This is a genomic window from Xanthobacter albus (assembly GCF_043194895.2).
In the GTDB taxonomy this organism is placed as follows: Bacteria; Pseudomonadota; Alphaproteobacteria; order Rhizobiales; family Xanthobacteraceae; genus Xanthobacter.
On the sequence record NZ_CM195532.1, the window covers coordinates 2,954,779 to 2,978,007 of the forward strand.

Annotated in this window: 18 protein-coding genes and 1 tRNA gene; 9 read left to right on the forward strand and 10 right to left on the reverse strand. The window is 66.3% G+C overall.

The window, feature by feature from the left end; all coding sequences use genetic code 11:
• Positions 1-37 precede the first annotated feature (37 nt).
• The 7 genes from V5F75_RS13185 to V5F75_RS13215 all read left to right on the forward strand — a co-directional run bounded on the left by V5F75_RS13185 (position 38) and on the right by V5F75_RS13215 (position 8,727).
• Entirely contained in the window at positions 38-1,867 is a 1,830-nt protein-coding gene (locus V5F75_RS13185) for a sulfotransferase family protein (RefSeq protein WP_394034540.1), read from the forward strand.
• Between the two features lie 246 nt (positions 1,868-2,113).
• Positions 2,114-3,904 (forward strand): DegT/DnrJ/EryC1/StrS family aminotransferase, encoded by a 1,791-nt coding sequence (locus tag V5F75_RS13190; RefSeq protein WP_394034539.1) that lies wholly within the window; start codon positions 2,114-2,116, stop codon positions 3,902-3,904.
• A complete protein-coding gene (locus V5F75_RS13195) occupies positions 3,897-4,559 on the forward strand; it encodes an acetyltransferase (RefSeq protein WP_394034538.1) in 663 nt (220 codons plus the stop codon). Before V5F75_RS13190 ends, V5F75_RS13195 begins: the two co-directional genes overlap by 8 nt.
• A 77-nt stretch (positions 4,560-4,636) precedes the next feature.
• Entirely contained in the window at positions 4,637-5,512 is an 876-nt protein-coding gene (locus tag V5F75_RS13200) for a glycoside hydrolase family protein (protein ID WP_509212071.1), read from the forward strand.
• A 4-nt stretch (positions 5,513-5,516) separates the two neighbouring features.
• The gene (locus V5F75_RS13205) at positions 5,517-6,434 is read left to right on the forward strand and encodes a hypothetical protein (protein ID WP_394034536.1); all 918 of its coding nucleotides are present in this window, start codon (positions 5,517-5,519) and stop codon (positions 6,432-6,434) included.
• A gap of 26 nt (positions 6,435-6,460) precedes the next feature.
• Positions 6,461-7,123, forward strand: coding sequence for a WbqC family protein (locus V5F75_RS13210; RefSeq protein WP_509212072.1), 663 nt, complete (start codon positions 6,461-6,463; stop codon positions 7,121-7,123).
• Positions 7,120-8,727 (forward strand): B12-binding domain-containing radical SAM protein, encoded by a 1,608-nt coding sequence (locus V5F75_RS13215; RefSeq protein ID WP_394034534.1) that lies wholly within the window; start codon positions 7,120-7,122, stop codon positions 8,725-8,727. Before V5F75_RS13210 ends, V5F75_RS13215 begins: the two co-directional genes overlap by 4 nt.
• A 169-nt stretch (positions 8,728-8,896) precedes the next feature.
• On the opposite strand, the gene V5F75_RS13220 is transcribed toward V5F75_RS13215, so the two are convergent.
• Both V5F75_RS13220 and V5F75_RS13225 read right to left on the reverse strand, forming a co-directional pair.
• A tRNA-Met gene (locus V5F75_RS13220) sits at positions 8,897-8,973 on the reverse strand.
• A 409-nt stretch (positions 8,974-9,382) separates the two neighbouring features.
• Positions 9,383-10,240: an RNA methyltransferase gene (locus V5F75_RS13225; protein WP_394034533.1), complete on the reverse strand. Its 858-nt coding sequence runs from the start codon at positions 10,238-10,240 to the stop codon at positions 9,383-9,385.
• A gap of 257 nt (positions 10,241-10,497) precedes the next feature.
• Between V5F75_RS13225 and V5F75_RS13230 the strand changes: the two genes are divergently transcribed.
• Positions 10,498-11,712, forward strand: coding sequence for an NADP-dependent isocitrate dehydrogenase (locus V5F75_RS13230; RefSeq protein ID WP_394034532.1), 1,215 nt, complete (start codon positions 10,498-10,500; stop codon positions 11,710-11,712).
• A 79-nt stretch (positions 11,713-11,791) separates the two neighbouring features.
• Here V5F75_RS13230 and V5F75_RS13235 read toward each other — a convergent pair whose 3' ends face one another.
• The 5 genes from V5F75_RS13235 to V5F75_RS13255 all read right to left on the reverse strand — a co-directional run bounded on the left by V5F75_RS13235 (position 11,792) and on the right by V5F75_RS13255 (position 19,749).
• Positions 11,792-12,991, reverse strand: a complete 1,200-nt coding sequence (locus tag V5F75_RS13235) for a cyclic nucleotide-gated ion channel (RefSeq protein ID WP_394034531.1) — start codon at positions 12,989-12,991, stop codon at positions 11,792-11,794.
• A 49-nt stretch (positions 12,992-13,040) separates the two neighbouring features.
• Entirely contained in the window at positions 13,041-14,759 is a 1,719-nt protein-coding gene (locus V5F75_RS13240) for a cation:proton antiporter domain-containing protein (RefSeq protein WP_394034530.1), read from the reverse strand.
• A gap of 277 nt (positions 14,760-15,036) precedes the next feature.
• Positions 15,037-17,694: an alanine--tRNA ligase gene (gene alaS / locus V5F75_RS13245; RefSeq protein ID WP_394034529.1), complete on the reverse strand. Its 2,658-nt coding sequence runs from the start codon at positions 17,692-17,694 to the stop codon at positions 15,037-15,039.
• Between the two features lie 196 nt (positions 17,695-17,890).
• Entirely contained in the window at positions 17,891-18,979 is a 1,089-nt protein-coding gene (gene recA / locus V5F75_RS13250) for a recombinase RecA (protein WP_394034528.1), read from the reverse strand.
• Positions 18,980-19,155: 176 nt separating this feature from the next.
• Entirely contained in the window at positions 19,156-19,749 is a 594-nt protein-coding gene (locus V5F75_RS13255) for a TetR/AcrR family transcriptional regulator (RefSeq protein ID WP_394034527.1), read from the reverse strand.
• Positions 19,750-19,908: 159 nt separating this feature from the next.
• On the opposite strand from V5F75_RS13255, the gene V5F75_RS13260 reads away from it, so the two are divergent.
• Positions 19,909-20,307 (forward strand): RidA family protein, encoded by a 399-nt coding sequence (locus V5F75_RS13260; RefSeq protein ID WP_394034526.1) that lies wholly within the window; start codon positions 19,909-19,911, stop codon positions 20,305-20,307.
• A gap of 131 nt (positions 20,308-20,438) precedes the next feature.
• Here V5F75_RS13260 and V5F75_RS13265 read toward each other — a convergent pair whose 3' ends face one another.
• From V5F75_RS13265 to V5F75_RS13275, 3 genes are read right to left on the reverse strand one after another with little or no spacing between them, the layout of a single operon-like run.
• Entirely contained in the window at positions 20,439-21,128 is a 690-nt protein-coding gene (locus V5F75_RS13265) for an RraA family protein (protein WP_394034525.1), read from the reverse strand.
• Between the two features lie 21 nt (positions 21,129-21,149).
• Positions 21,150-22,529 carry an FAD-binding oxidoreductase gene (locus tag V5F75_RS13270; protein WP_394034524.1) on the reverse strand — a complete coding sequence of 460 codons (1,380 nt, stop codon included), beginning with the start codon at positions 22,527-22,529 and terminating at the stop codon, positions 21,150-21,152.
• Between the two features lie 22 nt (positions 22,530-22,551).
• Positions 22,552-23,205: a 4-carboxy-4-hydroxy-2-oxoadipate aldolase/oxaloacetate decarboxylase gene (locus tag V5F75_RS13275; RefSeq protein ID WP_394034523.1), complete on the reverse strand. Its 654-nt coding sequence runs from the start codon at positions 23,203-23,205 to the stop codon at positions 22,552-22,554.
• Between the last annotated feature and the right edge of the window lie 24 nt (positions 23,206-23,229).

Here is a 23,229-nt window from a genome sequence, read left to right on the forward strand (position 1 = left end):
TTGTTACAGCGAAGGGGCACGAGAGAATGGCAGGGTGATGGACACGATCGAGAGGACATTTCCCGTACAGCAGGGCCAGGGGCGGACTGCGGTTCTCGTCCTGGGCATGCATCGCTCCGGGACGTCGGCGATGGGAGGGCTCCTGTCGCAGCTCGGCTGCGACTCCCCCAAGACGCTCATGCCTCCGCATGAGACCAACCCCAAGGGCTTTTTCGAGTCTGTCGCCATATGCCGGCTGAACGACGACATCCTGGCTTCGGCCGGATCGAGCTGGGACGACTGGCAGCCCTTCAACCCCGCTTGGTTCGATTCGCCGCGCGCCGCCGAATTTGCCGCGCGCGCCGGCGAAGTTCTCAAGGACGAGTTCGGCGCCTCGTGCCTGTTCGTCTTGAAGGACCCGCGCATCTGCCGGTTCCTGCCGTTCTGGAAGGGTGTGTTCGCGGCGGCCGATATCCGCCCTGTCGTCGTCCACACCCACCGCAATCCATTTGACGTTGCCCAGTCGCTCCACAGCCGCGACAGGATGGATCCTGACTTCGTCCAGCTGCTTTGGCTCTGCCATGTCCTGAGCGCCGAGCACGACAGCCGCGGCATGGTGCGCAGCTTCACATCCTACGATCAGCTGATCGGCAACTGGGCGCGCGTGGCTGAGCGCATCAGCCACGATCTCGGCTTCGGCTGGCCGCGGCTGTCCAGCGGGACGGCGGCGGATATTGCCGCTTTCATGTCTCCGGCCCTGCGCCACCATGCCCGGCCGGAGGAGCATGTGCTCGACGATCCACTCGTGTCGAGCTGGGTCCGGGAGACCTACCGCATCCTGCAGCGCTGGTCGCAGGACGGCGAGCGCATCGAAGACCATGCCGCGCTGGACCGGATTGCGCATGAGTTCCGCCAAAGCGTGCCGAGCTTTGCGCGGCTGATCGATACGGGACGAAGTGCGGCTGCGAAGGTCCGAAAAGCCGAAGCCGAGCTTGCGAAGGTCAGGAGCGCGCTTGAAAAACGGATCGGGGAACTTGCCGCCCAGATGGCTCAGCTCAACGAAACCCTCGATGCGCGCGCGCGGGAGTTGGTGGATCTGAAGGCCGCCGGCGAGGCGGGCCTCGCGCAGTTGCGGCTTGAAACCGAGAAGCGCTGTGCGGCGGAGGCTCTGGCTGCACAGGAGCGGGAACATGATCTGGCCGCGCGCCTCGACGGTGTGACGCGGGAGCTCGCCGGCAAGGACGACGCTCTGACCGCGATTTCCGGTGAGCTTGAAGCAATAAAGGCGGCCGGTGATGAAACGGCGCGCGTGCTCTCTGCACGGAATGTGGATCTCAGCACCAGTCTGGATGGGAGTATCAAAGAGCTCGGGGTTGCAAGAGAGGCGCTCGAAAGACAAAAAAGACTGTACGATGTTAGTGCTCTATACGAGCCGATGTCTGTTTTTCTGGCTGAGAGTGACGGTTTTCAGGAACGTAATAATTTTTCGCGTAGAATAAATAAAATAAGAAAAAGGCGTGCTGAGCGCAGGTTGGCGCGGTGCGTGTCTTCGGGCGACCGGCTCTTGCTTGAAAAAGACTGGGCATGTGCCGAGAAGTTTTACATGGAGGCGCTGGGCATCGACCCATCGCTGTTCGGAGCGTGGGTGGGCTTGGGGCATTGCTACCGGGAAATGAAGCGACATTCCTTGGCTGAAAGCGCATACCGCAATGCCGTCGTCTATGCCCCGAACCGGGGCAATGCCTGGTTTTTCTGGGGCGTGGCCTTGCGAGACCTCGGCCGGGCACAGGAAGCGCGAACAGCGTTCATGCGCTGCATCGCGATCGATCCGGAGGGCGAATACCATTGGCACGCGCAGCACGGTATCGATGAATTGCCTGCGCGGTAGCGGCGGGCGCGTTCGATCCGCGTTCCCAAGGTGCTTGGGTGTGTTCATTGGACCGCCGATGTGGCTGGATCTGCGGGGGAGTATGCCGCGCCACACCGAAGGGTTGTGGAATCTGCCATTAAGATGTCATTTTCGATATCTTGCTGGAACATGCCCGCGTCGAGTACCAGGGGATGCGCGGTATCGGCGGCGCCAGTTCGCGCTGCGGTGGCCAGGTGATGCTCGCGGGAACAGGCATTGCAAGTGATGGCCTCTGATGTCGCCGCGTGTTTGCATGAGCATTACAGCCAGTGCCTGTCGACGCACGGGGATACCGCGCGGGGTGCCGATTGGCTGGACGAGACCGGGCGGCTGATCCGCTTCGATGTGGGCTTGGACATCATCCAGCAGGCGGCGGCCGGCGCGCAGGTGGTTCTGTGTGACCTGGGCTGCGGGACCGGCGAGCTCTACCGCCGCATTCGCGACCGCGCCTTCGACAACATCGCCTATGTGGGGCTGGACCAGTCGCCCGCGGCGATCGCCATGGCGCGGGCCAAGTTCCCCGAGGCGCGCTTCGAGGTGGCGGACGCGGGCGCGCCCGCCGATCTGGCGCGTATCGATTGCGACTTCGTGTTCGCAAACGGCCTGTTCACCGTGAAGGGCGCGGCCGCCCACGAAGACATGTGGGCATTCATGGCCGCCACCCTGGAGGGCATCTGGCCGCGGGTGCGGCGCGGGATCGTCTTCAACGTCATGTCCAAGATCGTGGACTGGGAGCGGGCCGACCTGTTCCACGTTTCCTATGACGAGCTGGCGCGTTTTCTCCACGGCCTCGCCGGGCGCTTCATCGGCTTCCGCGCCGACTACGGTCTGTATGAGCTGATGGCCTATGCCCTGAAGCCGGTTCCTGTCGAGATGCCAGCCGCCGCCTCGTCCCACATCGTGCCGGTGTGCCGGCCCTCCCTTCCCACGGCGGACCAGCTGCGCCCCTATCTCAGGGCTCTGGACCAAGGCCGGCGCTACACCAATCATGGTCCGCTGGCCGATGCGCTGTCCGCGCGCCTGCGCGTCGCGCTGGGGGCGGGGGTTTGCTTGGCCGCTTCCGGCACGGCGGGGCTTTTGGGCGTGATCCTCGCGGAGGCAGGGCGGGCGAGTGACGCGCGGCCCCTGGCCCTCTGTTCCGCCCACACCTTCGTGGCCACGGCCTCGGCCATCGAGCTCGCCGGATACCGGCCCCACGCTTTGGACGTGGATGCCGAAAGCTGGGCGCTGGACCCCGCGGTGGTCGCCGCCCATCCGGAGCTGGGGCGGGTCGGCCTCGTGGCGGTGACCGCACCCTACGGGCGGCCGGTGCCGCAGGCGGAATGGCGCGCTTTTTCCCAGGCCACCGGCGTGAAGGTGGTGATCGACGGTGCCGCCGCCTTCGAGGCGCTGACCGCCGATCCGCAACGATACGTCGGCGAGATTCCGGTGGTTCTCAGCCTGCACGCCACCAAGGCGTTCAGCACCGCCGAGGGCGGGGCGGTGGTGTGCACCGACCAGAAGATGCTGGAGAAGACCTGGGCCGCCCTGAATTTCGGCTTCCTGGGCCGGCGGGAATGTGCTGCCGCCGGAACCAACGGCAAGATGAGCGAGTACCATGCGGCCATCGGCCTGAGCGAGCTGGAGCGGTGGCCGTCGAAGAAGGCGGCATTCGGCAATGTCGCCCGGTCCTATGCACGCGCAGCCGCGATGCGGGGCATTGCCGACCGCATCGTCGCCGCGCCCGATGTCGCCTCGTGCTACTGCTTGTTCAACGGTCGCGACGGGGCCGAGTGCGCCGCCGTGGAGGAAGTCCTGGCGGCGGCCGGCATCGAAACCCGCCGCTGGTACGGCTTCGGTCTCCACCACGAGCCATTTTACCGGAACATGGCCCGCGATGCCCTTCCCAACGCCGAGGCGCTGGGCCGCCGGCTGCTGGGGCTGCCGATGGCGATGGACCTTCCGGAAGCCGATGTGGAACGCGTGGTCGAGGCTATCGCGCGATGCCTGACGTCCCGTGGAGGCGAAATTGGCTGACATCGTCGTGTTCGGCGCGGGGCAGATCGCGGATGTCGCCAGGGTCTATATCGACGCCTGCGGACCGGACCGCATCGTCGGCTTCACCGTGGACGCCGCCCACCGGAAAGCCGACAGGTTTGCCGGCCGCCCCCTGGTGGATTGGGAGACCCTGGAGCGGCATTTCCCGCCAGAGCGGGTGAAGCTGCTGGGGCCGTTGAGCTTCCGCCGGCTGAACGCGTTCCGCCGAAGCCGCTACGAGGAGGGCAGGGCGCGCGGCTATTCCTTCGCCACTTTCGTTCATCCCAGCTGCTCCAATCATGCCGACAAGATCGGGGAGAATTGCTTCATCCTCGAAAACAATACCCTGCAGCCTTTCGTCACCATCGGCGACAATGTCATCATGTGGAGCAACAACCACATCGGCCACCATTCCAAGATCGGAGACCATTGCTTTCTGTCCTCGCAGATCGGCCTGTCCAGCAATGTCGTCATCGAGCCTGGGTGCTTTCTCTCCGGGCAGGTCGGCATCGAATACGGGGTGACGGTGGGTGCCGACAGCTATCTGGGGACCTGCACCTTCATCGCGAAGAGCCTGCCGCGGGAGAGCGTGGTGCGGATCGAGGGATCGCCGGTGGCGCCGTATTCGAGCATGCGCCTGAGGCGCCTGCTGTGACGACCCTCTGGCGCCGCAAGGGCCTGTTGGTGGACGGCGCCCCTTCCGGGCACGCGTGGTGGAGAAGCCACGCCGGCATGCCCACCTGCCTGCCCCTCGGCGATCGACTTTGGCGCATCTGGTTCGGCGGTCGCGACGCGCAGCGCCGCTCTCGCCCCCTCTGCATCGACGTGGATCCGGGCGATGGCATGCGGGTTCTGGCCTTGCGCGACGTTCCGGGGCTCGATCTGGGGCCTGATGGCGCCTTTGACAGCGCTGGCCTGTGGCCATCCGCCGTGCTGGAGGCGGAGGGGCGGGTGATGATGTGGTATACCGGCATGCGCCTGGACCGCCCGTGGCCCTACGCCCTGGCCATCGGCCTCGCCGTGAGCCGGGACGGGGGCCTTTCCTTCGAGAAGCAGGGGGAGGGACCGGTCCTCCCGTCGGGCGGGGCAGGGCGGTTCGTCACCTCTCCCTGTGTCCGCCGTTCCGCCCGTGGCTTCGAGATGTGGTACTCGCGCTGCACCGACTGGCGCGCCACCGGCCCCGAGGGCGCCCTGGACCCCTATTACGACATTCAGCACCGCACGTCGCCGGACGGCATCGCCTGGGGTGCGGCCGACAGTCCCGTCCTGGCCCTCGATGGTACCGGCTGGGCGGGGTTGACGCGGCCCTGGCTGGATACCCGCGAACCCGAGCCGGTCCTGTGGTTCAGCGCGCGCGGCCCGGAGCAATTCCGTCAGCCCTCCGATGCGGCCTACCGCGTCTACGGCGCGCCCTGGCGCGGAGGGGTTATCGCGCCGGACGATATCACGCCCGCCGTGTTCGTTCCAGAATCAGCGCCGGGCGATTGGGATTCCTGGATGCGGACCTGCGTGTGCACGGTGCCGCATGGAAACCGGACGGTGATGTTCTATCACGGCAACGACTTCGGCTCGACGGGGTTCGGGTACGCGGTTTCCGAGGAGGTCTGATTCCATGCGGCTGGAGTTTCGCATCCCGATCTCGCCCACTCCCGCCTTTTACTCCCAGGTGCGGCTGATCGCGTTGTCGCTGCAACGGCTGGGTCCTCCCTATTCCGAGGCGGACATCCGGGTCCTGGTCGGCGATCGCGCCGCGGGGCCGGATGTGGAGGCGCGCAATGCGTGGTCGAGCCGCTATCCCGTCGTGTGGGATGCGGTGCCCGGCGATGTCTGCGAACGGCTGGGGCTGGCCGCTCCGGGACTGAGCCGCTACACCGCGCCCAGCGTCGCCGACGTGGTGATTCTCTGCGACGCCGACACCTGCCCCATCGCCCGCTTCGACGAGCTGCTGGGCATGTTGGCGGGCACGCATCCCAAGGTGGCGGGGGTGCAGGCGCACTACAGCCCCTTCGTGCCACCCAGCCAGATGACATGGCAGCAGCTGCTGGATGCCATCGGCCAGCCCGCCAGCCTGTGCGACCAGCGCTACTCACTGGACGTTTACGGCGAGCATGGTTTGGCGCCGCGCTATTTCAATTACGGCTTCGTCGCCTTCAACGCGGCGGCATTTCGGCTGATCGCCCCGGCCTATGAACGCTATGCGGCGCTGGCGATGGACAAGATGCCGGGCTCCCCGTTCTTCGCGCAGATCGGCCTGACCCTCGCGATGCTCGACAACGGGGTTGAGATCATCGGCCTGGGGCATGAATATAATTGCGCCAACGATGACCGGATATCTCAGCATGATTTGGTGGAATTAAACGATATTCGGATCATTCATTATTTGCGAACGGGCGAATTCGATCGCCACAATTTTCTCTGCGACCGCGAAAAATACGAAGAATTCAGCGGAATCGAAAAAAGAAATATCATCAGCGAGCGGCTGCGGCAGCATGTTCTGGCCATTCCGGATGCGTTCGTGGAATGGGAATGAAACACGGCTTCCCGAGCATCGCGGTGATGCAGCCCTATCTCTACCCCTATGCCGGGTATTTTCGCCTGATGGCCGCCACCGACCTGTTCGTCATCCTCGACTGTGTCCAGTTCAATCGCCGTGGCCGCGTTCATCGGGTCGAGGTTCCGGCGCCGTCCGGCGGGACGGAATGGCTGACCCTGCCGCTGCGCCGCCAGCCGCGGGAGACCTCGATCCGCGATCTGGCCTTCGCCGACGGGGCGCGCGAGGCGCTGGATGAGCGGCTGCACCGCCACGCCTTTCTGCGGTCCGGCACGGGGCCTGCGGCCGGCCCCGTGCGCGAGCACCTGTTCGGACCGCTGGGGACCGTGGTCGATTTTCTCGAGAGGGGGCTGCGGCTGGTGGCGGAACTGCTGCGGCTGACCACGCCGGTCGTCAGAAGTTCCTCGCTGGCCTTGCCGCCTCAGCTCCGGGGCGCGGACCGGATCATCGCCATCGCCCGCACGGCAGGGGCGAGCCGCTATCTCAATGCTCCGGGCGGCAGGGATCTTTACGACCCGGCAGCCTTCCAGGGCGCCGGGCTGGAGCTGTCGTTCCTGCCTCCCTATGAGGGCCGCCATCCCTTCCTGCTGCCGTCGTTGATGGCGGGAGACGTGGAAGACATTCGCGCTGACGTTTTCGAGCAGATCGGGAGGCGCTACCGGCCATGACCCAGCCGCGTCGAATTTCGGTGTGTATCGTCAATCCCCGCTTCAACCCGTCCTTCATGGGCTACAGCTATGCTCTGGAACTGCTCGGCAAGCGCTGCTGGACCGCCACGGGCGCCTTGCCGACCCTGGCAGCGCTGGCCCCCGACCATTGCGATGTCGAGCTGCTCGACGAGAACGTGCAGGACATCGATTTCGCTCGTCTGGCGCGGTTCGACGTGGTGGGCGTGACCGGCATGGTGGTCCAGCGCGAGCGCATGCTGGAGATTTTGGCCCGATTGAAGGGCGGGCCGGCCAAGGTGGTTGTCGGCGGCCCCTATGTGTCGGTGATGGAAGACCCCTTCATCGACCTCTGCGATGTGCGTTTCATCGGCGAGGCCGACGAAACGTGGCCGCAGTTCCTCCATGCCGTGGCGCAGGGCGAGCCCACCGCCGAGCGCTACGAGCAGGCGGAAAAGACCGACATGTCCACCGTGCCGCCGCCGAAATATCATCTGCTGAACGCGCGCGACTACGGCCTGGCTTCGCTGCAATTCTCGCGGGGATGCCCCTTTCAGTGCGAGTTCTGCGACATCATCACCATTTTCGGCCGCAAGCCGCGGGTGAAGACCATTCCGCAGATGCTGGCGGAATTCGATGCCATCCTGGCGGCCGGCTTCACGGCCTGCTTTCTGGTGGACGACAACTTCATCGGCGACAAGCGCAAGGCGCGGAGCCTGCTGGTGGCCATGATCGAGTGGCAGAAGGCGAAGGGATACCCTATAGCCTTCTACACCGAGGCCACCATCAACCTCGCGGATGATCCCGAGCTGATAACGCTGATGGTGCAGGCCAACATCCGCGGGCTGTTCGTCGGCATCGAAACCCCGCGGCGCGCCTCGCTGATTGAAACGGGCAAGCATCAGAATGTCCGTGGCGACGATTTGTCGGCCAAGCTGAGGCGCCTTCACGAGGGCGGGCTGGTCGTGACCGGCGGGTTCATCGTCGGCTTCGACCATGACGACGAGACGGTGTTCGACGAGCAGTTCGAGTTCATCCAGAGCGCCGGCATCGCCAATGCGATGATCAGCCTTCTGACGCCCATCCCCACCACGCCTCTCCACGACCGCCTGCGGACCGAGGGGCGGCTGGACGACAGCGACCCCGACGTCATCTTCCACCCGAAGCTGATGAGCCGTGAGACGTTGCGGACGGGATACCGGACGCTGCTGCGCCGGCTGTATGAGCCTGAGACCTATTTCTCGCGTCTCTTCAACGGCTACAGGGCCACGGCCGGGCTGCGCCGGCGAACCCTCGCCCTGTCCGCCCCGGCTGCGGCGGGCGCCAGCCGCAGGGCATGGTGGCTGGCGCGGCTCCGCGCTGCCCGCCTGGCGCTGTCCCTGGCGCGGGTCGCGTGGCGCGCGGGCCATTTTCGCCGCCTGGCCGCCGCTTATGCCAAGGTCTGGTTCAAGGACAACCGGCCGTTGGGGGCAGAGGCCATTCCCTTCCCGGTTTTCGTGTCCCTCTGCGTCTTCCACTGGCACTATTTCGTCTACAGCAGGTCCGTGACTCGCAACGGCTTCGCGGTGGGCGATTCCGATTGGGAGGCGACACGCGTGCGGGGGTGAGGCATGGGGGTGACGTCCGGTTGCCCATGCCGGCCTGCGCCAGACCGGCTCCGGCGTGCCGCCATTGCGCAATGGTGGCCGAGCGCCGGCGACAGGGCGATGGCTTGGCTAAAACGAAAAAGGCCGCCTTGCGGCGACCTTTTCGAAACCCTTACGTTTAAGGGCATTTTGGTTGCGGGGGCAGGATTTGAACCTGCGACCTTCAGGTTATGAGCCTGACGAGCTACCGGGCTGCTCCACCCCGCGTCAAGTCCGAACTGTTTTGCCGGCAGCGCCGTCGTTCGGTGAGGCGTATGTAGCAATCCCCCCCGGCGAAGGAAAGGTCTGACTGCCAAAAAAACGTCATGGCAGCCATGTTTGCTCCCTCGGCCTGTGGATGAGTGGCGCTCCGCCACAAAGGCGAGGCCGCGCAAAGCCTTACGCATGTTGAGTTCCGGCTGCTGCCGGCCGGCGGCTCCGCGGTGAGCGGACAGGATGCGCATGCCTGTGGACGACGCTCACCTGCCACCCGGAACGGCCGGGACGGCACGCAGGGCCGCGGCACGGCGCCAGTCCGCCCAGGCAGGCAAAAGCCTTTGCGCGCCAGTGGTCGCGGCGAGTTGCGGCGATTCTCGGCGCGCAAGGCGCACATCCTTACGTGCCGCGATGCCGAAGGCTATTCGGAAGGGGGATCGTCCGCGCGTCCACTGGCCTTTACCGCCTTTCGCGCGGCGGCTGCGGCGTTGTTCTGCGCCTTGCGGGCCTCGCGTCCGGCGCGGCCCTCCACCAGGGAGGTGACGGCGCCGTGGAGCGTCGCAAGGTCCTGACGGGTGAGGCCCAGGCGGTGGAAGATGTTGCGAATGTTGCGCGTGGTGGAGGGGCGCTTCTCCGGCGAGCGGAAGAAGCCGGCATCGTCCAGCGCGCCTTCGAGGTGGTCGAAGAAGGCGAACAGGTCCTGCTTGTCGGCGAGGGGGGATTTGTCGGGCGCGGAGAAGGGCAGGGTGCCCGCGCTCGCGGCCTTGAACCACTCGTAGCCCGCCACGGCGACGCAGGTGGCGAGATTGAGCGATGCGAAGGCGGGGTTCACCGGCAGCGTGAGGATGGCGTCGCACAGCGACACCTCTTCCGTATAGAGGCCGGTGCGCTCCCGGCCGAAGACCAGGGCCACGTCCTCCCCGGCGGCGAGATGGCTGCCGGCCTCCTGCGCGGCACCATCGGCGCCGACGACCGGCTTGGCCATGCCGCGCTCGCGCGCCGTCGCCGCGAAGGCATATTTGACCCCCGCAAGGGCCGTGCGCAGGTCGGGGTAAAGCTCGGCCGTATCAAGGATGCGGTCGGCCCCGGCGCTGAAGACGCGGGCCTGCGCGTTCGGCCAGCCCTCGCGCGGGTTCACGATCCGCAGGCGCGACAGGCCGAAATTGCCCATGGCGCGCGCCGCCGAGCCGATGTTCTGCCCCAGCTGGGGCTCAACGAGGATCACCACCGGCCCGCCGGCGACCCAGGGTTTCGTGCTGTCGGTACCTGAACCTGGCATCTTCTCACTCCGCCGGCTGTCTTGCATGGCCGGCCCTTCGCGTCGAGTTTGTACACATTGTCATGCAATTCATGCCAAAGGCGGGGGCATTGGCGCTTTCACTAGGTGGCGCGCCGGTGCTATAGCGGCGCGCTGGGAGGATTGCCGAGGGGCAGGCAGGCCCAAACCGCGCCCCGCGCGCGGTGTGCGGACCCCGACCTGAGGCAACTTCTGACACGAATTCATCCACGCGCAGAGCACCCCGAAAGGTCGTCCACATGGCGAAGATCAAGGTGGCTAATCCGGTCGTCGAACTCGACGGCGACGAGATGACCCGGATCATCTGGCAGTACATCAAGGACAAGCTGATCCACCCGTATCTCGACATCGACCTCGAGTATTACGACCTGTCCGTCGAGAACCGCGACGCCACCAATGACCAGGTGACCGTCGACGCGGCCAACGCCATCAAGAAGCATGGCGTGGGTGTCAAGTGCGCCACCATCACCCCGGACGAGGCTCGGGTGAAGGAATTCAACCTGAAGGAGATGTGGAAGTCGCCGAACGGCACCATCCGCAACATCCTCGGCGGCGTGATCTTCCGCGAGCCCATCATCTGCACCAACGTGCCGCGGCTCGTGCCCGGCTGGACCCAGCCCATCGTCGTCGGCCGCCACGCCTTCGGCGACCAGTACCGCGCCACCGATTTCAAGGTGCCGGGCAAGGGCACCCTCACCATCTCCTTCGTGGGCGAGGATGGCACCAAGATCGAGAAGGAAGTCTACAAGTTCCCCGGCGCCGGCGTCGCGCTGGCCATGTACAACCTGGACGAATCCATCCGTGAGTTCGCCCGCGCCTCGCTGAACTACGGCCTGCTGCGCAACTACCCGGTCTACCTCTCCACGAAGAACACCATCCTGAAGGCCTATGACGGCCGCTTCAAGGACATCTTCCAGGAGGTCTACGAGGCCGAGTTCAAGGCCGAGTTCGACAAGCGCGGCCTGACCTACGAGCACCGCCTCATCGACGACATGGTGGCCTCGGCCCTCAAGTGGTCCGGCGGATATGTGTGGGCCTGCAAGAACTACGACGGTGACGTGCAGTCCGACATCGTGGCCCAGGGCTTCGGCTCGCTTGGCCTCATGACCTCCGTGCTCATGACCCCCGATGGCAAGACCGTGGAGGCCGAGGCCGCCCACGGCACCGTGACCCGCCATTACCGCGAGCACCAGAAGGGCAAGGAGACCTCCACCAACTCCATCGCCTCCATCTTCGCCTGGACCCGTGGCCTCTCCCACCGCGCCAAGCTGGATGGCAACGAGGAGCTGGCCACCTTCGCCAAGACCCTGGAAAAGGTATGCGTGGACACGGTCGAGTCCGGCTACATGACCAAGGATCTCGCGCTGCTGGTGGGCGCCGACCAGAAGTGGCTCTCCACCACCGGCTTCCTGGACAAGATCTCCGAGAACCTCCAGAAGGCCCTCGCGGCCTGAGGTCTTCTCGACCAGCGTTCCGCCGTGGGCGGGATTGGACGCCGGCTCCCAGGGAGCCGGCGTTTTCTTTTGCCGCGCCTCAGCTTGTCCGCTTACGAGGGTGGGGGTGGGAGAACCGCAGCCGGCGCGTCGCGTGGAGCCCGCCGGTGGGCCGCCCGGCGATTTCCGTCAGGCGGCGGCTGATTTCCGGGTAGCGCAGGTTCAGCATGTGCAGCTCGTCTTCCTCGATGGCAAGCACCTTGCTCTTGGCCAGAGCGCGCACGGCCGGGAACGTGCCGTCGGCGCCGGGCGTGACGCCGAACACGTCACCGGTGCCGAGACGGACTGAGCCGCCGGCATCGGTCGCCTCCAGCTCTCCCTCCAGCACCACGAACATGTGCCGGGCTCGCTCTCCCGGCCGCACCACCTGCCGCCCGCGATCGAAGCTGCGGGAGTTGAACAGGGGCAGGAGATCGCCCAGCACCCGCGCATCGAGGTCCGAGAACGGGGGCAGGCGCGAGAGCATGGAGAAGGTCACCACGAAATTGTGCTTCGAGATGACCTCCGAGAAAGAGGTGGCGATGATGGCGATGGGCAGCGCCAGCATGATGAGCCCGCCCACCATGGTCACGGCGCCAATCATGCGGCCGACGGTGCTCACCGGCACCATATCGCCGTAGCCGACGGTGGTGAGGGTGGTGATGGCCCACCACATGGCGCCGGGAATGGAGCCGAACTTGTCCGGCTGCGCCGTCCGTTCCGCCAGATACATGGCGGTCGCCGCCAGCAGCACCCCGGTGCCCAGGATGACGAGGCACGCGAGCAGGGCATAGCGCTCACGCTTCACCGCGAGGTAGAGGGCGTTGAAGCCCGACGAGTAGCGCGCCAGCTTGAGGAATCGCAGCAGCCGCAGCACCAGCAGGGCATGCACATCGAGCGGCGCGAACGCCGCCACCACCGCTGGCGCCACCGCCAGCAGATCGATGATGGCCGCTGGCGTGAAGAGATAGTTCAGGCGGGCGCGCCACGCGGGCAGGCGTCGGCGCAGAGGATGCTCCGGCGCGACCCATATGCGCAGCGTGTATTCAGCCGCGAAGATGGCCAGCGCCGCGCATTCGCCCCAGTAGAACCATTCCTGGTCGCGCAGCTCCAGGGAGGGCACTGTCGCGAGCACCGTGCCGCCGACGCTGAGAAGCACGATGACGATGAGGAAATAGTGGAGCAGGTCGGCGGCGAGGTCGCCGGGCATGTCGCGTTCGAGAACATCGAATGCGCGCTGTCTCACCTGCGTCCAGGTCATGAAGCGAACCCCGCTGCGGGGGCGGTGCGGAGGGGCGGGGTGCCCTGCATCACCGGCATCCGAAGCGCTCCGCTTCCCGCGCCCGCGCCTCGGCGGTGCGCGTGGCGACCGCATCGGGCGGCAGGCCCAGGGTGCCCAGGAGCCGCGCCACGAGTTGCAGGCTGCTCTCCACGGTTTCGGGGATGACGCCCGAGACCCCGTGGCCGGCGAGGCGGCAGGCGTGATCGGCATCCTTGGCGCGGGCGAGCACGGGGATGCCGCCCCAGCGCCGGTGGATCACCTCGGCCATGCGCTCCGCCGCCGAGGGGGAATCGAGCGTGAGCACGAACGCGATGGCGCCTTCCGCGCCGAGCCGCTCCAGGATCTCCTCCCGGCCGGCATCGCCAAAATAGACGGGCCGGCCGGAGGCCCGCTCCTGCGCTACGCGGCGGGGATTGCTGTCTACCCCGACGAACGGGACATTTTCGCGCTCCAGCGCCTCCGCCACCATGCGGCCGACGCGCCCGAAGCCGCCGATGATGACATGCCCGCTCGGCACTTCGCTGGCGGGGGTGGAGAGATGGTCGTGCGCCTTCACCTCCAGCCGCAGCCCGAGCCGATGGCCGATGGCGGAGAGAAGCGGCGTCGCCGCCAGGCCGAGGCCGACCACCGCGATGACGAGGCCGGCGTCCGCGCTGCCGAGCACCCCCTTGGCCACCATCAGCCCCAGCACCACCAGCGCGAATTCCCCGGTCTGCGCAAGCAGGATGGCGGCTTCCGCCGATTCGGCCTTGGAAACGCCCATCATGCGGGCCGCGGCGAAATTGAAGGCGGTCTTGATCGTGAGCAGGACGACAGTTCCCGCCAGCACCAGGTGCAGGTGGGGCAGCACCGCGCGGAAATTCACGCTCATGCCGACGGTGACGAAGAAGACGCCGATCAGCAGTCCCTTGAACGGCTCAAGGTCCACTTCGATCTGGTGGCGATAGGCGGTTTCCGAAAGCAGCATGCCGGCGAGGAAGGCGCCGAGCGCGCCCGAGAGGCCAGCGGCGCGCGTGAACGCGGCGGTGCCCACCACCACCACCAGCGTGATGGCCATGATGAGCTCGCGCGAGCGGGTGCTGCCGGCCATGGTCACCAGCGGCGCAATGATGAAGCGCCCCGCCACCAGGATCAGCGCCACCGCGCCCACTGCCTTCGCCAGCGCCGTGGCCGCCAGGATCAGCACGCTGCCGCCGCCGGCGATCAGCTCGGTGGCGAGAAGGATGGGAACCACCATCAGGTCCTGAAACAGCAGCACCGCGATGACCAGCTGTCCCAGCGGGGCGAGGGAGCGGTGTTCCTCCACGAGGATCTGCGTGACCACCGCCGTGGAGGACAGCGCCAGCGCGAAACCGAGGACAAGCGCGACATCCGCCTCCGCGAAGCCCGAAAGCCCCACCGCCGACGCGAGAGCCCCTCCGCAGAAAAGCACCTGCAGCCCGCCGATGCCGAACACCTCGCGCCGCAGCGCCCACAGCCGGCTTGCTGAAAATTCCAACCCCAGCAGGAACAGGAGGAAGATCACCCCCAGCTCGCCGAAAGGCGCGGCACGCTCCGGATCCGTGATGGTGATGAAACGGAGCCATGGCAGCTCCGCCGCCCAGCTTCCCAATCCATGGGGGCCGAGCAGGGCGCCTACTACAATGAAGCCGACCACGGCTCCGATGCGCGCCCGGTGAAACAGGGGCACCAGGATACCGGCAGCCAGAAGATAGACAAACCCGTCCTTGAGGAAGGCGTCACCCACAGCCGCTTCTCCTCGCGCCGCCACCGCCCGACACCCGCGCCGCCAGGGGGCACGTGACAAGAGGCAAGGCGCACTCCATCAAAAACAACGTATCGCACGGAGAGTTGCGATGTCTCCACCGCCGGCACGACGGGAACCGGGCTCAATGCTTACACTTTCCCCGGCCCTCTCCCCCTTTGGGGGGCGCCGGGGAACCGCGTCGCGTGTTTTGGCCTCAATGGCCCTGCACGCATTCGCCGAAGCGCATCAGGAGCCGCGGAAAGCCCGCGGCCCGGCCTCAATCGGCGAGGGCTGCTTCGATCGCGGCCAACGCCGCGTCGGCCTTGGCGCCGTCCGGGCCTCCGGCCTGCGCCATGTCCGGCCGGCCGCCGCCACCCTTCCCGCCCAGCGCTTCGGCGCCGCGCCGCACCAGCGCCACCGCATCGAAGCGCCCTACGAGATCCGCCGTGACGCCGACGACGAGAGAAGCCTTGCCGTCCGCCGCGTTGTTGGCGACTGCCACCACGCCCGAGCCGATCTTCGTCTTGCCCTCGTCCGCGATGGCCTTGAGATCCTTGGGATCCGCGCCGGAAATGGCGATAGCGAGGTACTTGGTGCCGTTCACTTCGATGACGCGAGGCCCGCGTTCCTCGTCGCCACCGCCGGACATGGCAAGCTTCTTGCGGACCTCGGCCAGCTCTCGCTCCAGCTTGCGCCGTTCTTCCACCAGATTGGCGAGCCGCGCCTCAACCTCGGCCACGGGCGCCTTGAGGATCGCCGCAGCGCCCTGGAGAGCGGCGTCGGCGGCATTGAGATGATGGCGCGCCGCGTCGGCGGTGAGCGCCTCGATCCGGCGGACGCCGGACGCCACGGCGCTCTCCGCGAGCACCGAGACGAGGCCGATGTCGCCGGTTCGCCGCACATGGGTGCCGCCGCACAGCTCGATGGAATAAGGCGCGCCATTGCCGTCGTCCGTCCCCATCGACACGACGCGCACCTCATCACCGTACTTTTCTCCGAAGAGGGCGCGCGCGCCGGAGGCGATGGCGTCGTCCACCGCCATGACACGCGTTTCCACCGGCTCGTTGCGCAGCACGAAGCGGTTGGCGATGTCCTCCACCTGCGCGATCTCCTGAGAGGTCAGCGGCTTGGGGTGAGAGAAATCGAATCGCAGGCGATCAGGCGCCACCAGCGAGCCCTTCTGCGCGACATGGTCGCCGAGCACCCGACGCAATGCTTCATGCAGGAGGTGGGTGGCGGAATGGTTGGCCCGCAGGGCTGAGCGGCGGGCGTGATCCACCTCCAGCACCAGGGCGTTTCCGATCTTCAGCTCGCCGTCGGTGACCTCCACCTCGTGCACGAACAGGTCGCCGAGCTTCTTCTGAGTCGAGACAACCCGAGCCGAAACGCCGCCTTCCCCGCTCCATCTGCCGGTGTCGCCCTGCTGGCCACCAGATTCGGCATAGAACGGGGTCTGGTTCAGCACCACAAAGCCGCGAGAACCCGCCGGCAAGCTCGCGACTTCGGCGCCGTCCTTCAACAAGGCGACGACGGCGCCTTCGGCCTTCTCGGTCTCGTAGCCGAGAAACTCCGTGGCACCCACCCTGTCGCGGACCTGGAACCAGACGGTGTCAGTCGCCGCCTCACCGGACCCGGCCCAATTGGCGCGGGCCTCGGCCTTCTGCCGCGCCATGGCCGCATCGAACGCCGGAAGATCAACGGAAATGCCCCGAGCCCGCAGGGCGTCCTGCGTCAGATCGAGAGGGAAGCCATAGGTGTCGTAAAGCTTGAACGCCACCTCGCCTGAAAAGCTCGCGCCGGTGGTGAGGCCTGAAGTCTCCTCTTCGAGGATGGTCAAGCCACGCTCCAGGGTGCGGCGGAAGCGGGTTTCCTCCAGGAGCAGGGTCTCGCTTGCGAGCGCCTCCGCGCGCACGATCTCAGGGTAGGCGCGCCCCATTTCCCGCACCAGCGCAGGCACCAGGCGGTGCATCAGCGGCTCGCGAGCACCGAGGAGCTGCGCGTGGCGCATGGCACGCCGCATGATGCGGCGCAGCACATAGCCGCGCCCTTCGTTGGACGGCAGCACCCCGTCCGCGGTGAGGAACACCGATGCGCGCAGATGGTCGGCGATGACGCGGTGGCTGGCCTTCTGAGGACCGTCGGGATCGACGTTCGTGAGTTCCGCGACCTCACCGATGAGGGCGCGCATGAGGTCGGTCTCGTAATTGTCGTGGGTGCCCTGGAGCACCGCCGAGATGCGCTCGAGCCCCATGCCGGTATCGATGGAAGGACGCGGCAGCACCAGCCTTTCACCGCCTGGAAGCTGCTCGTACTGCATGAACACGAGATTCCAGATCTCGATGAAGCGGTCGCCATCCTCATCCGGGGAGCCGGGAGGGCCGCCGGGGATGTGGGGTCCGTGATCGAAGAAGATCTCGGAGCACGGTCCGCACGGGCCGGTATCGCCCATGGACCAGAAATTGTCGGAGGTCGAGATGCGGATGATCTTCTCGTCCGGTAGTCCGGCGATCTTCTTCCACAGATTGAAGGCTTCCTCGTCCTCGTTGTAGACGGTGACGAGCAGCCGCTCCTTCGGCAGATCGAAGGTTCCGGTGATGAGATTCCAGGCGAGCTCGATGGCGCGGTCCTTGAAATAGTCGCCGAACGAGAAATTGCCCAGCATCTCGAAGAAGGTGTGATGCCGCGCCGTATAGCCGACGTTGTCGAGATCGTTGTGCTTGCCGCCCGCGCGCACGCACTTCTGTGCCGTCGCGGCGCGCGAGTAGGCACGCTTCTCCATGCCGGTGAAGACGTTCTTGAACTGCACCATCCCCGCGTTGGTGAACATCAGGGTGGGGTCATTCTGCGGCACCAACGGGGATGAGGGGACAGCCTCGTGCCCGTGCTTGACGAAGTAGTCGATGAAAGTCGACCGGATCTCGTTGACGCCGCTCATGTGCCGGCCACTACCCTTAAGAGCCGGACGCGCAAGGCGCAGCCGGCGATGATCACCTCGGACGTACCGCCAACGGCCGCCCGGTTCCGTGGCCGCCCTGGATGGACCTGAACGGCGAACCGGAACCGGGTTCGTTTACCGGTGGGGCCGGCGCTTGTCCAGAAAGGCATGCCGCTTCCGGAAGCGCGCGAAGGCGTCAGCCCTCCGTGGGCTCCTGGCCATCCGCATCTTCCTCCGGCTCGCCCGCGAGGATCTTCTCGGCGATCAGGCCGGCATTCTGCCGGATGGCGGCCTCGATGCGCCCGGCCACCTCGGTGTTCTGCCGCAGGAAGGTCTTGGCGTTCTCCCTGCCCTGGCCCAGGCGCTGGCTGTCGTAGGAGAACCATGCGCCGGACTTCTCCACCACGCCGGCGCGCACGCCGAGGTCGAGCAGCTCTCCCATCTTGGAGATGCCCTCGCCGTACATGATGTCGAACTCGACCTGCTTGAAGGGCGGCGCGAGCTTGTTCTTGACCACCTTCACGCGGGTCTGGTTGCCTACCATCTCGTCGCGCTCCTTGATGGAGCCGAAGCGGCGGATGTCGAGGCGCACCGAGGCATAGAACTTGAGCGCGTTGCCGCCCGTCGTGGTCTCCGGCGAGCCGTACATCACGCCGATCTTCATCCGAATCTGGTTGATGAAGATCACCATGGTGTTGGACTTGGAGATGGAGGCCGTGAGCTTGCGCAGCGCCTGGCTCATGAGGCGCGCCTGCATGCCGGGCTGGTTGTCGCCCATCTCGCCCTCCAGCTCCGCGCGGGGGGTGAGGGCGGCGACCGAATCCACCACCAGCACGTCGATGGCGCCCGACCGGACCAGCGTGTCCGCGATCTCGAGGGCCTGCTCGCCGGCGTCGGGCTGGGAGATCAGGAGATCATCGAGGTTGACGCCGAGCTTGCGGGCGTAGACGGGGTCGAGCGCGTGCTCGGCATCGATGAAGGCGCAGGTGCCGCCGCGCTTCTGCGCTTCTGCGATCACATGCAGCGCGAGCGTGGTCTTGCCCGAGGATTCAGGCCCGAAGATCTCGACGATGCGGCCCTTGGGCAGCCCACCGATGCCCAGGGCGATGTCGAGGCCCAGGGACCCGGAGGGAATGCTCTCGATTTCCAGCGCCTTGCCGCCCTTGCCGAGGCGCATGATCGAGCCTTTGCCGAAGTGGCGTTCGATCTGGGAAAGCGCGGCATCCAGAGCTTTGGTCTTGTCCATGGAAGAACCTTCGACGAGTCGGAGTGTCGCCTGAGTCATCGCCGCGCTCCAATGCTGGCGCAAGGGGAAATGATTGGCTTTCGTCGTACACGGTTTGTTCGATGTTCGCAATATGTTCTTATTGCGGGCTCCGGGGCATTAATGGAAGGGCAATCGCCCTTCCAGCGACAGGGAGAGATGACGTAACCCGCGGGCCGTTCCGCAAGAGTGGGAATTCAGCATCGTTCCGCCAACAGCCCCGCTGCCATCAGCCTGAACGTTTCAACGGCCTTTGGCAGAGCCGAGTGGGGATTGTCGCTTGCGGCCACCCACAAGGCAGCATTCAGCGCGGCTCCGCTGAGCAGGCGCGCCGCCGCTTCAACATCAACGGGCTTCAGGACATGATCAGAGATGAGGCCTGCGATCTTTTGCTTTGTGACCTCAAGGCAGGCGTTCTGACTTGGCCATTGTGAAGGATCGCCGAGAAAGGCGGGGCCATCGAGCAGCACGATCCGCTGCACCTCTGGATTCAGCGCCATTTCAATATAGGCTTCGCCTTCAACAAGCAGCGCGTCCCAATCATCCTTCGCTGAAGCGCCCGCCTCCTTCGCGCGTGCGGCCATCTCTCCATCGATCTGGGCGACAACAGCGGCCAGCAGCCCCTTCTTGTCACCAAAATTATGATAAAGCGCGCCGCGGGTCAGGCCGGCAGCCGCAGTCAACTCATCCATGGACGCTGCGGAGAATCCGCTTACGGCGAAAGCCTTGCGCGCGGCTGATATCAGCCTGGCCCGGTTCTCCTCCATCGTGTCGATCCGCCGCTTCGCCATTATCATGCGCCTCATTTTCAGATGCGTGGCGTATGTGAGTTGACATGCGTATCGTATGCAATATTCTCACATACGGAACGTATGTCAATATCAGGTCGCCGGCCCGTTCAGGCTGCGAACCGATATCGCGCGGCTGAGCGCAGTGAAGGGATTGCTTCGATGCCGACACGTGATGCCATATTCCCCAAGGACCGCCACGCTCTGTACGAGCAGCATGGATATTCTGCCGCGATCCGCTCCGGTGATCTGCTGTTCGTTTCGGGCCAGGTCGGGAGCCGCACCGATGGCTCGCCTGAACCGGATTTCGAGGCGCAGGTGCGGCTGGCGTTCGCCAATCTGGAGGCAACGCTCGCGGCAGGAGGGTGCACTTTTGATGACATTGTCGACGTGACGTCCTTCCACACCGATCCGGAGAGGCAATTCAACACGATCATGGCCGTGAAGAACGCCGTGTTCGCTCACGCCCCGTACCCGAACTGGACTGCTGTCGGAGTCAATTGGCTCGCCGGCTTCGACTTCGAGATCAAGGTGATCGCCCGCGTGCCTGACAGATCCTGATCCGTCGGACACCGCCTAAATGCGGCGATGTCCAATAATTTCCGGCTTCGCGAGGTCCAGCGCGGACCCGTCAAATATCGGATAAAACGACCAGCAAAGCCGGGAAACGACACGGAGAGATGACGTAACCATCAGCGCACCTTGTAGGTCTTCACCGCCTCGTAGAGGGAGTGGCCGGCGCTCATGTAGGCCTGCATCTCGGCTTCGGTCCTGATGAGCGCGCGGGATTTTTCGGCCACGTCGAGCGCCACTTCCGGCGGCACCACAATGACCCCGTCGCCATCGCCGACGATGATGTCGCCGGGGCGGATGTAGACGCCCGCGCAATGCACCGGACCGTTCTTCACCGTGGTGGCGAAGCGGTGCTGGCCGGCGCGCACGGCGGTACCCTGGGCGAACACCGTCATGCCGAAATCGTCCATTTCGTCGCGGTCGCGGATGGCGCCGTCGGTGACGACACCCACCGCGCCGGCAAGCCGCGCCCGGTGGGCCATGTTGCCGCCCCAGTTGGCATGGCTCGCGATGCCCTGGGTGGCGATGACGATCACCGTGCCCGGCGTCGATCCGTCGATCACCTCCTGGATGGCGAAGCCGTGGTCGGGCGCCATTTCCGCCTGTCCGGCGTTCGTGGCCAGCGGGGTGCGGCCGATGGTGCGGGCGCGCCCGAGGATGCGCCGGCCCGCCAGCAGCCGCACCTTGGGGTCGAGGGCGGTGTCCTTCAGGCCGAGGCCGAGCATGGCATCGGAAATGGTGGCGGCCTGGAAGCCGGCGAGGGCCGCGAGCAGCGGGTCGCCGAAATCGGCGAGCGAGGACAAGGACATGGGGACCTCTCTGGGCGGCGTTCAGGCGAGGGTGCCGAGCTTGCCGGGGTTCATGATGCCGTTGGGATCGATGCTGGCCTTCAGGGTCCGCATCAGCTTCAAGGCGGGGCCGTGCTCGGCGCGCAGGAACCTGAGCTTGCCGAGGCCCACGCCGTGCTCGCCGCTGGCGGTGCCGCCGCTCGCGAGCGCCCGCTCCACCACGCCGGCGGCCAGGCGCTCGGCCTCGCGGATTTCCTCTTCCGCGCCGGGCATCACCAAATAGCTCACATGGAAATTGCCGTCGCCCACGTGGCCGTTGATCTTGGCCCGCAGGAAGGAGGCGTCGGCATCGGCGCGGGCGGCGAGGATGTTGTCGGCCAGCGCGGAGATGGGCACGCAGGCATCGGTGGCGAAGGTGGCGCTGCCGGGTCGCAGGGCGCGGGTGGCGGGGTTGGAATCGTGCCGCGCCTTCCACAGCCGCTCGCGATCCTCCGGCCGGGTGGCCCACTGGAAGCCCGCGCCGCCGAAATCGCCAGCCAGCGCCTCGACGATGCCCGCCTGCTCGGCGATGCCGGCCTCGGTGCCGTGGAACTCGATGAACAGGGTAGGCGCCACCTTGAGGCTGAGCTTCGAGTAGTTGTTCGCGGCCTCGATGGCCACCTCGTCCAGGAACTCGATGCGCGCCACCGGCACGCCCGACTGCATGGTGGCGATGACCGCATCCACCGCGCCCTTCACGGTCGCGAAGGTGCACACCGCCGAGGAGATGGCCTGCGGAATGGGGTGCAGGCGCACCGTCGCCTCGGTGATGATGCCCAGCGTGCCCTCCGCCCCCACGAACATCTTGGTGAGATCGTAGCCGGTGGAGGACTTGCGGGCGCGGCTGCCGGTGCGGATCACCTCGCCGTCGGGCAGCACCACCTCCAGCGCCAGCACGTTCTCGCGCATGGTGCCGTAGCGCACCGCATTGGTGCCTGAGGCGCGGGTGGAGGCCATGCCGCCGATGGAGGCATCGGCGCCGGGGTCCACCGGGAAGCTGAGGCCCGAATCCCTGAGATAGGCGTTGAGCTGCTTGCGGGTCACGCCCGGCTGCACCACCGCGTCGAAATCCTCCGCGTGCACGGCCAGCACCGCGTTCATGGCCGAAAGGTCGATGGAGATGCCGCCCTTCACCGCATGGGTCTGCCCCTCGATGGAGGTGCCGGTGCCGAACGGGATCACCGGCGTGCCATGGGCATTGCACAGCGCCAGCGCCCGGCTCACCTCGGCGGTGGAGCGGGCGAAGAACACCGCGTCCGGCAGCATGGCCGGCAAATAGGAGAGATCGTCGCCATGGAGCCGGCGGGCGGATTCGGACCGGGTGACCTGCGGTCCGAACAGGGCTTCCAGCCCGGCGATGGTGGTGTCGATGGCGCGCGTCATGCCCATCCCCCTGCCGCCCGGCTCAGAGCCGGAACGACAGCCCCTTCTTTTCCATGAGGGCGTTGAGGTTCAGCATCTCCCAGGTGGTATTGCCCTCCAGCAGGGCCGCGCGGAAGCGGATCTCCTTCTGCTCGCGCTCGACGCAGGCGCGCGCGGTTTCCGCGATCAGCGCCCGGGGCACGATCACCACGCCGTCGTCGTCGCCGATCACGAGGTCGCCGGGCGAGACCAGCTCTCCGCCCACCACCACCGGCGTATTGATGGCGCCCAGCGTCTCCTTCACCGCGCCCTTGATGGAGATGGCGCGGGCGAACACGGGAAAGCCCATGGCGTCGATCTCGGCGGCATCGCGCACGCCGCCGTCCACCACCAGGCCGGCGAGGCCCCTGCCCTTGGCGCAGCTCGCCATCACGTCGCCGAACAGGCCCTGTTCGGTGAAGCCGGCGGCGGCGGCCACCAGCACGTCGCCGGGCTGCGCGAGCTTCAGCGCCGCATGCAGGGTCAGGTTGTCGCCGGGCGGGCAGGAGCAGGTGAAGGCGGTGCCCAGCACCTTCATGCCCGAGCGGATCGGCTTGATGGCGGAATCGAGCGCGCCCTTGCGGCCCATGGCCTCGTGCGCGGTGGCGGCTGTGACGCCCTTATAGGCGGCAAGAAGATCGAATGTATCGGCGGTCATGGTGAAATCCTTCGCGATATGCTG

Excerpts from the sequence above, each read along its gene's own strand:
- alaS (WP_394034529.1), bottom strand. The coding sequence starts at position 17,694 with ATGAGCGGCGTCAACGAGATCCGGTCGACTTTCATCGACTACTTCGTC.
- V5F75_RS13270 (WP_394034524.1), bottom strand. The coding sequence starts at position 22,529 with ATGACGCGCGCCATCGACACCACCATCGCCGGGCTGGAAGCCCTGTTC.
- V5F75_RS13230 (WP_394034532.1), top strand. The coding sequence starts at position 10,498 with ATGGCGAAGATCAAGGTGGCTAATCCGGTCGTCGAACTCGACGGCGAC.
- V5F75_RS13225 (WP_394034533.1), bottom strand. The coding sequence starts at position 10,240 with ATGCCAGGTTCAGGTACCGACAGCACGAAACCCTGGGTCGCCGGCGGG.
- V5F75_RS13255 (WP_394034527.1), bottom strand. The coding sequence starts at position 19,749 with ATGGCGAAGCGGCGGATCGACACGATGGAGGAGAACCGGGCCAGGCTG.
- V5F75_RS13260 (WP_394034526.1), top strand. The coding sequence starts at position 19,909 with ATGCCGACACGTGATGCCATATTCCCCAAGGACCGCCACGCTCTGTAC.
- V5F75_RS13210 (WP_509212072.1), top strand. The coding sequence starts at position 6,461 with ATGCAGCCCTATCTCTACCCCTATGCCGGGTATTTTCGCCTGATGGCC.
- recA (WP_394034528.1), bottom strand. The coding sequence starts at position 18,979 with ATGACTCAGGCGACACTCCGACTCGTCGAAGGTTCTTCCATGGACAAG.
- V5F75_RS13190 (WP_394034539.1), top strand. The coding sequence starts at position 2,114 with ATGGCCTCTGATGTCGCCGCGTGTTTGCATGAGCATTACAGCCAGTGC.
- V5F75_RS13275 (WP_394034523.1), bottom strand. The coding sequence starts at position 23,205 with ATGACCGCCGATACATTCGATCTTCTTGCCGCCTATAAGGGCGTCACA.
- V5F75_RS13205 (WP_394034536.1), top strand. The coding sequence starts at position 5,517 with ATGCGGCTGGAGTTTCGCATCCCGATCTCGCCCACTCCCGCCTTTTAC.
- V5F75_RS13185 (WP_394034540.1), top strand. The coding sequence starts at position 38 with ATGGACACGATCGAGAGGACATTTCCCGTACAGCAGGGCCAGGGGCGG.
- V5F75_RS13265 (WP_394034525.1), bottom strand. The coding sequence starts at position 21,128 with ATGTCCTTGTCCTCGCTCGCCGATTTCGGCGACCCGCTGCTCGCGGCC.
- V5F75_RS13215 (WP_394034534.1), top strand. The coding sequence starts at position 7,120 with ATGACCCAGCCGCGTCGAATTTCGGTGTGTATCGTCAATCCCCGCTTC.
- V5F75_RS13235 (WP_394034531.1), bottom strand. The coding sequence starts at position 12,991 with ATGACCTGGACGCAGGTGAGACAGCGCGCATTCGATGTTCTCGAACGC.
- V5F75_RS13200 (WP_509212071.1), top strand. The coding sequence starts at position 4,637 with ATGCCCACCTGCCTGCCCCTCGGCGATCGACTTTGGCGCATCTGGTTC.